Source organism: Streptomyces sp. CA-278952 (genome assembly GCF_028747205.1).
Taxonomy (GTDB): domain Bacteria; phylum Actinomycetota; class Actinomycetes; order Streptomycetales; family Streptomycetaceae; genus Streptomyces.
Genome location: NZ_CP112880.1, coordinates 6322949 through 6336145, shown reverse-complemented (window position 1 = coordinate 6336145; position 13197 = coordinate 6322949). Strand labels below are relative to the sequence as shown.

Here is a 13197-nt window from a genome sequence, read left to right as displayed (position 1 = left end):
GTCCGGGGGCTCGGGGTGCGCCGCGTGGCCGCCGACGTCGTCCGTCGGCGTTCGCCACTCTCACGCCGCGTCCCGTGAACACGCATCGGCGGTATCACCGGCCTCGGGTGGGCCGGTGATACCGCCGGTTCTCGTCACGTGCTCAGCGGACCGGGTGGCCGGCTTCCCGCAGGGCGCCCTTGACCTCGGAGATCCGCAGGTCGCCGAAGTGGAAGACGGACGCGGCGAGCACCGCGTCGGCCCCCGCCTCGATCGCCGGGGCGAAGTCGGCGAGCCGGCCCGCGCCGCCGGAGGCGATGACGGGGACGGTGACGTGCTTCCGTACCGCCTCGATCATCTCGGTGTCGTAGCCGTCCTTCGTGCCGTCGGCGTCCATCGAGTTGAGCAGGATTTCGCCCGCGCCCAGCTCGGCGGCCCGGTGGGCCCACTCGACGGCGTCGATGCCGGTGCCCTTGCGGCCGCCGTGCGTGGTGACCTCGAACGTGCCCTCCGGGGTGCGGCGGGCGTCGACGGAGAGCACCAGGACCTGGCGTCCGAAGCGTTCGGCGATCTCACGGATGAGGTCGGGGCGGGCGATGGCGGCGGTGTTGACGCCGACCTTGTCGGCCCCGGCGCGCAGCAGCTTGTCGACGTCGTCCGGGGTGCGGACGCCGCCGCCGACGGTCAGCGGGATGAAGACCTGCTCGGCGGTGCGGCGGACCACGTCGTACGTCGTCTCGCGGTCGCCGCTGGAGGCGGTGATGTCGAGGAAGGTCAGCTCGTCGGCGCCCTCGGCGTCGTACAGCTTGGCCATCTCGACGGGGTCGCCCGCGTCGCGCAGATTCTGGAAGTTGACGCCCTTGACGACCCGGCCGTTGTCGACGTCCAGGCAGGGGATGACCCGTACGGCGAGGCTCACTTCGCGCCTCCCCGGTAGGCCTCGACCTCGACCTCGACGACCAGGCTCGGGTCCACGAAACCGGACACGATGATCATGGAGGCGGCGGGGCGCACGGCGTCGAACAGCTCCTTGTGGGCGCGGCCGATGTCCTCCACGTCCCGGGCGTGCGTGAGGTACATCCGGGTGCGGACGACGTCCTCCCGGGTGAGGCCCACCTGCTCCAGCGCCGCGAACGCGACGTCGAAGGAGGTGATCGCCTGCTCGTAGGGTGAGCCCGCGGAGATCTGGCCGTTGACCATGGAGGTGCAGCCGGCGACCAGGACGAGCCCGTTGGGGAGCTCGACAGCGCGCGAGTAGCCGAACTTCTCCTCCCAGGGCGCGCCGGTGGAGATCCGGCGTACGGAGGAAGCGGCGGTGGACTCGGGTGAACCGGTCATGCGGCGACCGCCTTGAGGGCCTCTTCCAGCGTGAACGCCTTCGCGTACAGCGCCTTGCCGACGATCGCGCCCTCGACGCCTTCGGGGACGAGGAGGGAGATGGCGCGGAGATCGTCGAGGGAGGAGACGCCGCCGGAGGCGACGACCGGGCGGTCGGTGGCCGCGCAGACGTCCCGCAGCAGGCCCAGGTTGGGGCCCTCCAGCGTGCCGTCCTTGGCGATGTCGGTGACGACGTAGCGGGCGCAGCCCTCGGCGTCGAGGCGGGCGAGGGTCTCGTAGAGGTCGCCGCCGTCTCGGGTCCAGCCCCGGCCGCGCAGGGTGGTGCCGCGGACGTCGAGGCCGACGGCGATCTGGTCGCCGTGCTCGGCGATGACCTTGGCGACCCACTCCGGGGTCTCCAGGGCGGCGGTGCCGAGGTTGACCCGGCGGCAGCCGGTGGCGAGGGCGGCGGCGAGCGAGGCGTCGTCGCGGATGCCGCCGGACAGCTCGACCTTGATGTCCATGGCCCGGGCGACCTCGGCGATCAGGGCGCGGTTGTCGCCGGTGCCGAAGGCGGCGTCCAGGTCGACGAGGTGCAGCCACTCGGCGCCGGCGCGCTGCCAGGCGAGGGCGGCCTCCAACGGGGATCCGTAGGAGGTCTCGGAGCCGGACTCGCCGTGCACGAGGCGGACGGCCTGGCCGTCGCGGACGTCGACGGCGGGGAGCAGTTCAAGCTTCGGCATTACAGCGTCTCGATCCAGTTGGTCAGCAGCTGGGCGCCGGCGTCGCCGGACTTCTCGGGGTGGAACTGGGTGGCCCACAGCGCGCCGTTCTCCACGGCGGCCACGAACCGTTCGCCGTGCGTGGCCCAGGTGACCTTGGGGGCACGGATCTTGGCGTTGGTCACTTCGAGGGACCAGTCGTGCGCCGCGTAGGAGTGCACGAAGTAGTACCGGGCTTCGGCGTCCAGGCCCGCGAAGAGCCGGGAGTCCTCGGGGGCCTCGACGGTGTTCCACCCCATGTGCGGGACGACGTCGGCCTTCAGGGGGCCGACCGTGCCGGGCCATTCGTCCAGGCCCTCGGTCTCCACGCCGTGCTCGATGCCGCGCTCGAAGAGGATCTGCATCCCGACGCAGATGCCCATGACGGGGCGGCCGCCGGAGAGCCGGCGGCCGACGATCCAGTCTCCGCGGGCCCGCTTGAGCCCGTCCATGCAGGCGGAGAACGCGCCGACGCCGGGGACGAGGAGCCCGTCGGCGTTCATCGCGCGGTCGTAGTCGCGGGTGATCTCGACGTCGGCGCCGACATGGGCGAGGGCCCGCTCGGCGGAACGGACGTTGCCGAAGCCGTAGTCGAAGACGACGACCTTCTTCTTGCCGGCCGATGTGCGACCCGATGCGTCAGCCACTTCGTCAGCCGGCTTGCCAGTCGATTTGCCAGTCGATTTGTCAGTCACAGCGTGCCTCTCAGTCCCACAGTCCCTGGATCCGCAGGATGCCCGCCACCACGCACATCACGGAGCCGATCGACAGCAGCACGATGACGCCCTTGGGCATCCCCTGCTTCGCGAAGGAGTAGACGCCGCCGGCCAGGAAGAGGCCGACGACGATCAGGATGGTGTTGAGGCCGGTCACAGGGCGCCCTTCGTGGAAGGCAGGATGCCGGCGGCGCGCGGGTCGTGCTCGCTGGCGTACCGCAGGGCGCGGGCGAGCGCCTTGAACTGGCACTCGACGATGTGGTGGGCGTTGCGCCCGTACGGCACGTGGACGTGCAGGGCGATCTGCGCCTGGGCGACGAAGGACTCCAGGATGTGCCGGGTCATCGTCGTGTCGTACTCGCCGATCATCGGCGCCATCTTCTCGGGCTCGGTGTGCACGAGGTAGGGGCGGCCGGAGAGGTCGACGGTGACCTGGGCGAGCGACTCGTCCAGCGGGACGGTGCAGTTGCCGAAGCGGTAGATGCCGACCTTGTCGCCGAGGGCCTGCTTGAAGGCGGCGCCGAGCGCGAGCGCGGTGTCCTCGATGGTGTGGTGGCTGTCGATGTGCAGGTCGCCCTCGGTCTTGACCGTGAGGTCGAAGAGGCCGTGGCGGCCGAGCTGGTCGAGCATGTGGTCGTAGAAGCCGACCCCGGTGGCGACATCGACCTTGCCGGTGCCGTCGAGGTTGATCTCGACGAGCACGGACGTTTCCTTCGTGGTGCGTTCCACGCGGCCTACGCGGGGGCTCATGCGTCGTGCTCCTTCTTCAGTTCGCGTACCGCATCGAGGAACGCGTCGTTCTCTGCCGGGGTTCCCGCGGAGACCCGCAGCCATCCCGGTACGCCGTTGTCCCGGACCAGGACGCCCCGGTCGAGGATCTGCTGCCAGACGGCGTGGCTGTCGTCGAAGCGGCCGAACTGGACGAAGTTGGCGTCCGAGTCGGTGACCTCGTAGCCGGTGGCGCGCAGCTCGGCCACCAGCCGGTCGCGCTCGCTCTTGAGCTGCGCGACGTATCCCAGCAGCGTATCGGTGTACTCCAGGGCGGCGAGCGCCGTGGCCTGGGTGACGGAGGAGAGGTGGTACGGCAGCCGTACCAGCTGGACCGCGTCGACCACGGCCGGGTCGGCGGCGAGGTAGCCGAGGCGGAGCCCGGCCGCGCCGAACGCCTTGGACATGGTCCGGGAGAGGACCAGGTTGCGGCGGCCCTCGATCAGCGGGAGCAGCGACGGGTGGTGGCTGAACTCTCCGTAGGCCTCGTCGACGACGACCATCGAGGGACCGGCGGCCTGGGCGGCGTCGTACAGCGCGAGGACGGTCTCCGCGTCGACGGCGGTGCCGGTGGGGTTGTTGGGCGAGGTGATGAAGACGACCTCGGGCCGGTGCTCGGCGATGGCGGCGCGGGCGGTGTCCACGTCGATGGTGAAGTCGTGCGTGCGCGGCCCGGAGATCCAGCCGGTGCCGGTGCCCCGCGAGATCAGGGCGTGCATGGAGTACGAGGGTTCGAAGCCGATCGCGGTGCGGCCGGGCCCGCCGAAGGTCTGGAGCAGCTGCTGGAGGACCTCGTTGGAGCCGTTCGCGGCCCACACGTTGGCCGTGCCGACCTCGTGCCCCGCCGTGCGGGACAGGTAGCGGGCCAGCTCGGTGCGGAGCTCGACGGCGTCCCGGTCGGGGTAGCGGTTGAGGCCGCGGGCAACCTCGCGGACCCGCTCGGCGATCCGGTCGACCAGCGCCTCGGGGAGCGGGTACGGATTCTCGTTGGTGTTGAGCCGTACGGGGACGTCGAGCTGGGGTGCCCCGTACGGGGACTGGCCGCGCAGTTCGTCGCGGATGGGGAGCTGGTCCCAGGGGTTGCCGGGCGCGGGGTTGTTCGTCACTGCTGCGGAACCTTCCAGCCGAACCTTGCCTTGAGGGCGGCGCCGTGGGCGGGGAGGTCCTCCGCCTCGGCGAGGGTCACGACGTGGTGGGTGACCTCGGCGAGCGCTTCGCGGCTGTAGTCGACGATGTGGATGCCGCGCAGGAAGGACTGCACGGACAGGCCCGAGGAGTGGCAGGCGCAGCCGCCGGTGGGCAGGACGTGGTTGGAGCCGGCGCAGTAGTCGCCGAGCGAGACCGGCGAGAAGGGGCCGACGAAGATCGCTCCGGCGTTGCGGACCCGGTCGGCGACGGCGGCCGCGTCGGCGGTCTGGATCTCCAGGTGCTCGGCGCCGTACGCGTCGACGACCTTGAGGCCGTCCTCGATGGAGGAGACCAGGACGATGGCGGACTGGCGGCCGGCGAGGGCGGGCTCGACGCGGTCCTCGATGTGCTTGGTGGCGGCGACCTGGGGGACCAGCTCGGCCTCGGTGGCGGCGGCCAGCTCCTCGGAGTCGGTGACCAGGACGGCGGCGGCCATCGGGTCGTGCTCGGCCTGGCTGATCAGGTCGGCGGCCACGTGCGCCGGGTCGGCGGTGGCGTCGGCGAGGATCGCGATCTCGGTGGGCCCGGCCTCGGCGTCGATGCCGATGCGGCCCTTGAGGAGGCGTTTGGCGGCGGCGACGTAGATGTTGCCGGGGCCGGTGACCAGGTTGACCGGGAGGCAGTCCTCGGTGCCGTACGCGAACATCGCGATGGCCTGGGAGCCGCCGGCGGCGTACACCTCGTCGACGCCGAGCAGGGCGCAGGCGGCGAGGATCGTGGGGTGCGGCAGCCCGCCGAAGTCCTTCTGCGGCGGGGAGGCGACGGCGACGCCCTGAACGCCCGCCTCCTGGGCCGGGACGACGTTCATCACGACGGAGGAGGGGTAGACCGAGCGGCCGCCGGGGACGTAGAGCCCGACGCGCTCGACGGGCACCCACTTCTCGGTGACGGTGCCGCCGGGGACGACCTGGGTGGTGTGCGTGGTGCGGCGCTGCTCGCGGTGGACGAGGCGGGCGCGGCGGATCGACTCCTCGAGTGCCGCCCGGACGGCCGGATCCAGCTCCGCAAAGGCGCGGGAGAGGGCGTCGGCGGGCACCCGGACCGACGCGATCCGGACACCGTCCAGTTTCTCCCCCCAGTCGATCACTGCCGCGGAGCCACGATGGCGTACGTCCTCGCAGATGGGCCGCACCGTCTCCAGGGCGGCTTCCACGTCGAACTCGGCACGGGGCAGCAGGTCGCGCAGGGCGGCGCCCTCGGGGAGGACGTCACCGCGCAGATCGATTCGAGAGATCACACGGCAATTCTCTCAGACCGCTCGGAGCGGCCGGTCGCCCGTATCACTGGCTGATACCGGTCGTCCGTACCAGTGGCCGATACGCGTCTCGGCCTTGTCCGGCTGTCACTGCTGACCGCTAGCTTTCACGGCGTCACACAGAGGGAAGAACAGCACTACAGCATGTGTGCACGGAGGGAGCGGCCGTGACCGAGCCGCACGAAGGCGATATCCCGGACGGCCTCAGCGCAGCAGAGCTGGGCATGTGGCAGTCCTTCCGCAACGGGACCACCTACGACTTACGCAGCTATGACCCGGCCCACAACGACCCGTTCGCCCCGCAGGTGTGGGGACCGGAGCGGAGCGTCGGCGCGCGTACGGTGGCGCGGCTGCTGCTGAGCGGCCCGCCGGCCCGGCCCGGCCGGGTGGCGGCGCTGAAGCTCCGGGGGGTGCGGATCACCGGAAAGCTGGACCTGGCGGGTGGCCGGGTGGCTCCGTACGTGGAGCTGACCGGCTGCCGCTTCGAGCAGGAGGTGGTGCTCCCCGAGTGCCACTTCACGACCCTGCGGCTGGTGGGGTGCGCGCTGCCCCGGCTGGAGGCCGCGCGGCTGCACACGGAGGGCGATCTGCATCTGCCGCGCTGCCGGGTCGACCGGGGCATCCGGCTGACCGACGCCCAGATCGGGACGGATCTGCTGATCAACCAGCTCAGCGTCGGCCCGGACCGGCACGGGCGGGCCATCGTCGGGGACGGCATGGCGGTGGCCCAGGACCTCCAGGCCGAGATGATCGAGACGCTCGGCGAGCTGAGCCTGCGCGGGGCGAAGGTGGGCGGTTCGCTGAGCCTGCGCGGCAGCCGGCTGCGCGCCGCGGAGGACCGCCGCGCGCTGAACGCCCCGCAGCTGACGGTGGAGCGCACGCTCTACATGACCGAGGCGTGGGTGAGCGTCGACACGGGGAACCAGGGCACCACTCCCCCGTACGGCGTGGTCTACGCCCCGACGCCGGCGCGCGGCACCCGCTCGCAGATCTTCGAGTGCCGGGGCGGGGTGCGGCTCGACGACGGGCGGTTCGGCGACGCGGTGGACCTGCACAAGGCCCGGTTCACCATGACCCGGCAGGAGGAGCTGTCGCTGCGCCGGATCGTGACGCCGGAGCTCCGGTTCAACGCGGAGCGCCCGGAGGAGGGCCGGGTCGTGCTGAACGGCGCGAAGGTGGTGACCCTGATCGACCTGTCGACGAGCTGGCCGGGCCCGGGCGGTCTGGCGATGGGCGGCTTCGTCTACGAGAACCTCGTCCCCTACGGCCACTTCCCGCTCTCCCGGCGGCTGGAGTGGGTGCAGGCGGCGACCCCGGAGTACGTCCCCGAGCCGTACGAGCGGCTGGCCACGGTGATGCGCAGCTGCGGCGAGGACGCGGACGCGCGCGAGGTGCTGCTGGCCAAGCAGCGCCGCCGCCGCGAGACGCTGCCGCCCGCCGCGAAGGCGTGGGGCTACCTCCAGGACTGGACGGTGGCGTACGGCTACCGGCCGGGGCGGGCCGCGGTGTGGATGGCGGTGCTGTGGGCGGCGGGCACGGCGGCGTTCGCGCAGCACGTTCCGCCCTCCATCAAGGGCGAGGAGCATCCGCAGTGGAACCCCGCCCTGTACGCGCTGGATCTGCTGATCCCGGTGATCAACCTCGGTCAGGACGGCTACTGGCGGATGGAGGACGCCTGGCAGTGGGCCGCGGCCGGTCTGGTGCTGGTGGGGTGGGTTCTGGCCACCACCGTGGCGGCGGGGGCGTCCCGGATGCTGCGCAGGGGCTGACCGCGGAGGGCTCTTCGGCAGGCGGTGGGCGGTCGGGGCCAGGGGCCCGACCGCCCGCACCGGCTGACCGGAGGGAGGAGCGAGCGTCACGGGAGGGTGCGATCAAGCCAGCGAAGGACATTTCCTTTGCCCTTTCTTGACCCGGTCCGATACAACCCATTCACTCGGCACAGAAGCTTCACAGCACACCTCTGGCGCGGCCCTCACCAGCGCTTTTCAATGGTCTGCACCATGGCATTCCTTCGCGCTCTGCTCAGTACCGCGCGCATGATCCGGCACAGCCCTCCGCTGTCCACCGGACGGTCCGCGGACGACGCGGTGCTGCTCGACGCCCCGGACGAGCGGCTCTCTCCCGCGCTGGTCGCCGCTGCCGTGGGCGACTACGAACCCGCCGCCGAGCTGCTCGCCGCCACCCGGTCCGCCGCCGACTGGGAGAACCGGGACCGCTACCTCGGCCGGCTCGTCGCCTTCGCCCGCGGCCGGGACGGCTGGCTCGTCGACTGGCTGGCCGCCGCCCCGCGCGACCCGGACGCAGCTCTGGTCAAGGCGGAGCTGTCGGTCCGCCGGGCCTGGGAGTCGCCCGCCCGCGCGGAGCGGCTCCGCGAGGTCGGCCCGCTGATCACCGCCGCCGCCGACGCGGACCCGCGCGACCCCGTGCCGTGGCGGCTCGCCCTGGACCACGCACGCGGCACCCACGCCACGCACACCGCCTTCGAAGCGCTGTGGGAGCAGGCCGTACGGCGCTCCGCGCACCACTACGGCTGCCATGTGGCGGCCCTGCGCTATCTCTCCGCCGCCTGGTACGGCTCGCACCGCGAGTGCTTCGACTTCGCCGAGCGGGCGGCCGAGGACGCGCTGCCCGACTCCCTGGTGCAGGCCCTCCCCGCCCGGGCGGCCTTCGCGCTGCTCCTGGACGCCCAGGCGGCGGGCCGCACCACTTCCGTACTGGAGGAGCGGATCGACGCGGCGGCCGACCTGGCGATCCGGCTCTCCGCCGCCTACCGGCCCGGCGATCCCTGGCCGGCCGAGGTCCGCAACCTCCTCGCGTACGTCCTGCTCGCCCGGGGGCGCTCGGCGGAGGCGCTGCACCAGTTCAACCTGATCGGCCTGCACGCGACGTCGTTCCCGTGGTCGTCGGTGTCCGAGGACGCGCTCGGCCGGTTCCTGGACGCGCGGGACGGCGCACGCCTCCAGGCGGCCTCCCTGACCCCGTTGCGCGACCGGGCCGACCACGGCCGCCCCCGGGGCCATTACGCTTGAGCGTTGTGACCACCGCCCGCCTTCCCCTTTTCCCGCTCAACGCGGTGCTGTTCCCCGGCCTGGTGCTGCCGCTCAACGTCTTCGAAGAGCGATATCGCGCCATGATGCGGGAACTGCTGAAGAGCGACGAGGACGAACCTCGCCGCTTCGTCGTGGTCGCGATCCGCGACGGCCGCGAGACCGCCCCGACGGCCACCGGCATGCCGGACACCGTCGCGGCCGCCCCTCCCCACGAGCGCGCCCCGGCGGAGGGCTTCGGCCCCGACCCGATCCAGACCTTTCACCGGGTGGGCTGCGTCGCCGACGCGGCGACGATCCGCGAGCGTGCCGACGGCAGTTTCGAGGTCCTGGCCACCGGCACCACCCGGGTCAGGCTGCTGTCCGTCGAGGCGGGCGGCCCGTATCTGACCGCCGAGGTCGAGGAGCTGACCGAGGAACCGCCCGGCGAGGACGAGGGGGACGAGGCGGGAGCGCTCGCCGAGGGCGTCCTGCGGGCCTTCCGCGCCTACCAGAAGCGGCTGGCCGGGGCGAGCGAACGATCGCTGGCGACCGGCGCCGACCTCCCCGACGACCCGTCCGTGATCTCCTACCTGGTGGCGGCGGCGACGGTCCTGGACGTCCCCACCAAGCAGCGCCTGCTCCAGGCCCCGGACACGGCGACGCGGCTGCGCGAGGAGCTGACGCTGCTGCGCAAGGAGACCGCGGTCATCCGGCACCTGCCCTCGCTGCCCGCGACCGACCTGACCCGGGCCCCCACCCACCCCAACTGACGAGAACAGGCCCCCGGTGGCGAAAAAACCCAAGAAGCAGCAGTCGGGCGGCACCCCGGCCACGGTCGCCCTGACCGCGGCGGGCACCGCCTTCACGGTCCACGCCTACGACCACGACCCGGCGAGCCCGTCCTACGGCGAGGAGGCCGCCGAGGCCCTGGGCGTCTCCCCCGACCGGGTCTACAAGACCCTGGTGGCGGACGTGGACGGCGCTCTGACGGTCGCGGTGGTCCCGGTGGCCGGCTCCCTGGACCTCAAGGCCCTGGCCTCCGCGGTGGGCGGCAAACGCGCCGCGATGGCGGACCCGGCCGCCGCGGAACGCACCACGGGCTATGTACGCGGCGGCATCTCCCCCCTGGGCCAGCGCAAGCGCCTGCGCACGGTGCTGGACACGTCGGCGCGCGCCCACACCACGATCTGCGTGTCGGCGGGCCGCCGGGGCCTGGAGGTGGAACTGGCGGCGACGGATCTGGCGGAGCTGACGGGGGCGGTGTTCGCGGAGATCGCCCGGGGGGGCTGAAAGATGTCCTTCATCGCCGGACGGGCTGGGATTTTCAGCCCCTCCGGCGATTGAGGAGCGGGGTCCGGGGCGGCGCCCCGGTTTCGGGAAGGGGCGGGGTGGGGAACAGCCCGCCGCAGGCGACTCTAGGCCGCCCCACCGCCACCGGCGGGCGACGACGGGGGCCCGGACGCCGGCCCCGCCAGGGGCCCCTGCACGGGCCCGTCGTAGTACGACCCGTACCCCGACCACCCCGGCTCCACATCCCGCGGCCCGAACGCCGCCGTGAGCAGCAGATGGATCCCCATCGCCGCGAACGGCCACGCCAGCACCGCCACCCACACCGAGTGCAGCTCCAGCGGCGCGTCGAACGTCACGCCCTGGCCGGCCTCCCGGGCCCGGGCCACCACGTCGGACGACGGCCCCAGCCAGATGCCGACCCGCCACGCCACCAGCGAGGCGAGCAGCGCGCCCAGCGCCAGCCCCACGACCACGAGGACGCCCCCGCGACGCAGCCGCCAGAAGACGGCGGCGGCGGAGAGCGCGCCGAAGCCGAGGGCCAGCAGGACGAACGTTCCGTCCGCCCCGATCGCCTCCTCGCCCTCGCTGTTCCTGAGGAAGACGGCCGTGTCGTCGGAGACCAGCGGCACCCGCGGCGCGAGCCACAGCCACAGCAGCCCCAGCACGATGCCCGCGAGCGCGACCAGAACGACGACAACGGCGGCCTGACGAAGCTCGGTGGCCGTGTCCGGGTTGTCCGGATCGCCCACCGAGGGCGCGGGGTGGGAGCCCGAGGGCGGGGCCTGCCACGGGTCGTGGGGGCCGGGCTGGTGGGGCGGCGTCAGAGGTGCGGTCACCGTGCCATCGTGCCAGGCCACCCTGTGAGGCGCCTCACCGGATGCCGCGCCCGGGCCTACCGTACGGCGGCCCGCCGGTACGCCCACGTCGCCACGGCCAGCGAGAGAACCCCCACCGCCGCACAGATCGCCAGGAAGAACGCGATGAGCCCCCAGTCCGGGCGGGCGTCGAAGGACCGGGCCAGCGCCTCGACGCCGTACGTCGAGGGCAGCAGGTCACGCGCCCACCCGACCGGCTCCGGCAGCCGGTCGGCCGGCAGCACCCCGAGCAGCAGGGCGGCGGACATCCCCAGCTGGCCCAGCAGGGTCGCCAGCTCCGGGCGCGGGGCGAGGAGCCCGAGGGCGGCGCCGAGACCGGCCAGGGCCGCGCCGGAGAGCGGGACGACGGCCACCAGGACCCACAGATGGGTCATCGGCAGCTGGAACAGGACGCTTCCGGTGATCGCCGTGAAGACCGTGCCGGGCACGGTGAACGAGGCATAGGCGGCGGCCGCGCCGAGCACCACCGCGGCGGGCGGCACCGGCAGGGTGGCGTAGTGGTCGAGCCCGCCGCCAGCCCGCAGCTGCCCGAAGTACTGGGCGAGCAGGTTGAGCGCGACGAACGCGACGACCAGGACGCTGGATCCCGCGACCACCGCGCGGGCCTCCGCGCCGCCGTCCACGACGCCGCGCATCAGGACCATGATCCCGACGGACTGGAAGGTCGCCACGAAGAGCAGCGGGATCCGGGCGACGCGCGCCCGGGAGAGCTGGGCGCGGTAGACGGCGGCCAGCGAGGGCAGCAGCCGGGCGCGCGGCGCGAGGGGCGCGGCGACGGTACGGGCGGCACCCGTACCGGAGGTGCCGGGCGCGGGCCGGACGCTCGGCGGTGCGGTCCTGGCCGGAATGATGCTCGTCACCTGCGGCTGCCCCCCTGAGACACGTCCGAACTTCCCCGTACATACATCGCGTTCACCGCGTTCACGCTGCCCACGCCGTCTCTCGCGCCGATCACGCCGTTCACGCCTTGACCAGCCCCTTGGTCGCATTGGCCGCGTCTCCCCCGAGGGCGAGATAGACATCCTCCAGGCTGGGCGTGGCCAGGGTGAAATCGTCGAGCGCGGCGAAGGCCGCGCCGCCCGTCACCGCGGCGACCGCGGCCCGTGCCTCGTCCGGCCCGAGCCGCAGCACCCAGCGCCGCCCGGACTCCTGGGCGGACGGCCGCAGGGCCGCCACCTCGGGGACGTCCAGCGGGGCCCGTTCGCGCCACATCAGCTCGACGCGCACCTCCCCGGCGACCTGCTCCTTGAGCCCGGCGGGGGTGTCGCAGGCGATGACCCGGCCGCGTTCGAGGACGGCGACCCGGTCGAGAACCGTCTCGGCCTCGATCACGTTGTGGGTGACCAGCAGGACGGTGGCCCCGCGCTCCGCCCGGCGGCGGTCGACGGCGGCCCAGACGGCGCGGCGGGCGACCGGGTCCATTCCGGTGGTCGGTTCGTCGAGGACGAGGACGGGCCGGTCGCCGACCAGGGTGGCGGCGAAGCAGGCGAGCCGCCGCTGACCGCCGGAGAGTCTCTTCAGGGGCCGCCCGGCGATCGTGGTGAGGCCCAGCTCCTCCAGGACCGCGTCGCGCTCGGCACGCGCCTCCCGAAGGGTGAGACCGCGCAGCCGTCCGGTGGTCTCGGCGGCGAGCGAGACGGTCAGTTCGTCGAGGGCGGTGGATTCCTGCCCGAGGTAGCCGATCAGCCGGGAGGCCCGCTCGGGGTGGCGTACCAGGTCGTGGCCCAGCATCTCGACGCTGCCGGAGTCGGGCCGCATCAGCCCGGTGAGCTGGCGGACCAGGGTGGACTTGCCGGCGCCGTTGGGGCCGAGCAGTCCGAAGATCTCGCCGCGCTCGACGTCCAGACTGATGCTGTCGGTGGCGCGGACCTCGGGCGTCGCGGGAGCGCCACGGCGGCCTCGGACGGCGGGATAGGTCTTGACCAGATCGCGCACCGCGCACACGGTGCCGGTGTCCCTCTGCGCCTGTGCAGTGCCCGTACTCACGAGGTACGAGGGTACGGGGTCACCTGCCCCGGT

15 protein-coding genes are annotated in these 13197 nt (G+C 72.9%); 4 read left to right on the top strand and 11 right to left on the bottom strand.

The window, feature by feature from the left end:
• Positions 1 to 142: 142 nt before the first annotated feature.
• Genes hisF through hisD form a run of 8 tightly spaced genes read right to left on the bottom strand, consistent with a single transcriptional unit; the run spans position 143 to position 5966 of the window.
• The gene (gene hisF / locus N7925_RS28025; protein WP_003969747.1) at positions 143 to 898 is read right to left on the bottom strand and encodes an imidazole glycerol phosphate synthase subunit HisF; all 756 of its coding nucleotides are present in this window, start codon (positions 896 to 898) and stop codon (positions 143 to 145) included.
• Positions 895 to 1317: a RidA family protein gene (locus N7925_RS28020; RefSeq protein WP_265602184.1), complete on the bottom strand. Its 423-nt coding sequence runs from the start codon at positions 1315 to 1317 to the stop codon at positions 895 to 897. Before N7925_RS28020 ends, hisF begins: the two co-directional genes overlap by 4 nt.
• Positions 1314 to 2039, bottom strand: a complete 726-nt coding sequence (gene priA, locus N7925_RS28015) for a bifunctional 1-(5-phosphoribosyl)-5-((5-phosphoribosylamino)methylideneamino)imidazole-4-carboxamide isomerase/phosphoribosylanthranilate isomerase PriA (protein WP_274345529.1) — start codon at positions 2037 to 2039, stop codon at positions 1314 to 1316. Before priA ends, N7925_RS28020 begins: the two co-directional genes overlap by 4 nt.
• Positions 2039 to 2704: an imidazole glycerol phosphate synthase subunit HisH gene (hisH, locus tag N7925_RS28010; protein ID WP_265602182.1), complete on the bottom strand. Its 666-nt coding sequence runs from the start codon at positions 2702 to 2704 to the stop codon at positions 2039 to 2041. Before hisH ends, priA begins: the two co-directional genes overlap by 1 nt.
• A 58-nt stretch (positions 2705 to 2762) precedes the next feature.
• Positions 2763 to 2930 carry a hypothetical protein gene (locus N7925_RS28005; protein ID WP_265602181.1) on the bottom strand — a complete coding sequence of 56 codons (168 nt, stop codon included), beginning with the start codon at positions 2928 to 2930 and terminating at the stop codon, positions 2763 to 2765.
• Positions 2927 to 3523: an imidazoleglycerol-phosphate dehydratase HisB gene (gene hisB, locus N7925_RS28000; protein ID WP_015607963.1), complete on the bottom strand. Its 597-nt coding sequence runs from the start codon at positions 3521 to 3523 to the stop codon at positions 2927 to 2929. Before hisB ends, N7925_RS28005 begins: the two co-directional genes overlap by 4 nt.
• Positions 3520 to 4647 carry a histidinol-phosphate transaminase gene (locus N7925_RS27995; protein WP_274345528.1) on the bottom strand — a complete coding sequence of 376 codons (1128 nt, stop codon included), beginning with the start codon at positions 4645 to 4647 and terminating at the stop codon, positions 3520 to 3522. Before N7925_RS27995 ends, hisB begins: the two co-directional genes overlap by 4 nt.
• Entirely contained in the window at positions 4644 to 5966 is a 1323-nt protein-coding gene (gene hisD / locus N7925_RS27990; RefSeq protein ID WP_274345527.1) for a histidinol dehydrogenase, read from the bottom strand. The genes N7925_RS27995 and hisD overlap by 4 nt, the downstream gene beginning before the upstream one ends.
• A gap of 185 nt (positions 5967 to 6151) precedes the next feature.
• On the opposite strand from hisD, the gene N7925_RS27985 reads away from it, so the two are divergent.
• The 4 genes from N7925_RS27985 to ybaK all read left to right on the top strand — a co-directional run bounded on the left by N7925_RS27985 (position 6152) and on the right by ybaK (position 10303).
• On the top strand, positions 6152 to 7753 hold the full coding sequence (locus N7925_RS27985; RefSeq protein WP_265602178.1) for an oxidoreductase: 1602 nt from the start codon (positions 6152 to 6154) through the stop codon (positions 7751 to 7753).
• 219 nt (positions 7754 to 7972) lie between these two features.
• The gene (locus N7925_RS27980) at positions 7973 to 9013 is read left to right on the top strand and encodes a hypothetical protein (protein ID WP_274345526.1); all 1041 of its coding nucleotides are present in this window, start codon (positions 7973 to 7975) and stop codon (positions 9011 to 9013) included.
• A 5-nt stretch (positions 9014 to 9018) separates the two neighbouring features.
• Complete coding sequence (locus N7925_RS27975; RefSeq protein ID WP_274345525.1) at positions 9019 to 9783, top strand: LON peptidase substrate-binding domain-containing protein; 765 nt, start codon at positions 9019 to 9021, stop codon at positions 9781 to 9783.
• Between the two features lie 16 nt (positions 9784 to 9799).
• Positions 9800 to 10303 (top strand): Cys-tRNA(Pro) deacylase, encoded by a 504-nt coding sequence (gene ybaK, locus N7925_RS27970; RefSeq protein WP_274345524.1) that lies wholly within the window; start codon positions 9800 to 9802, stop codon positions 10301 to 10303.
• 125 nt (positions 10304 to 10428) lie between these two features.
• Here the strand turns inward: ybaK and N7925_RS27965 are convergent, their stop codons facing one another.
• The 3 genes from N7925_RS27965 to N7925_RS27955 all read right to left on the bottom strand — a co-directional run bounded on the left by N7925_RS27965 (position 10429) and on the right by N7925_RS27955 (position 13122).
• A complete protein-coding gene (locus N7925_RS27965) occupies positions 10429 to 11160 on the bottom strand; it encodes an ABC transporter permease (protein WP_274345523.1) in 732 nt (243 codons plus the stop codon).
• A gap of 35 nt (positions 11161 to 11195) precedes the next feature.
• Positions 11196 to 12038 (bottom strand): ABC transporter permease, encoded by an 843-nt coding sequence (locus N7925_RS27960; protein ID WP_265602173.1) that lies wholly within the window; start codon positions 12036 to 12038, stop codon positions 11196 to 11198.
• 100 nt (positions 12039 to 12138) lie between these two features.
• Complete coding sequence (locus N7925_RS27955) at positions 12139 to 13122, bottom strand: ABC transporter ATP-binding protein (RefSeq protein ID WP_265604030.1); 984 nt, start codon at positions 13120 to 13122, stop codon at positions 12139 to 12141.
• Between the last annotated feature and the right edge of the window lie 75 nt (positions 13123 to 13197).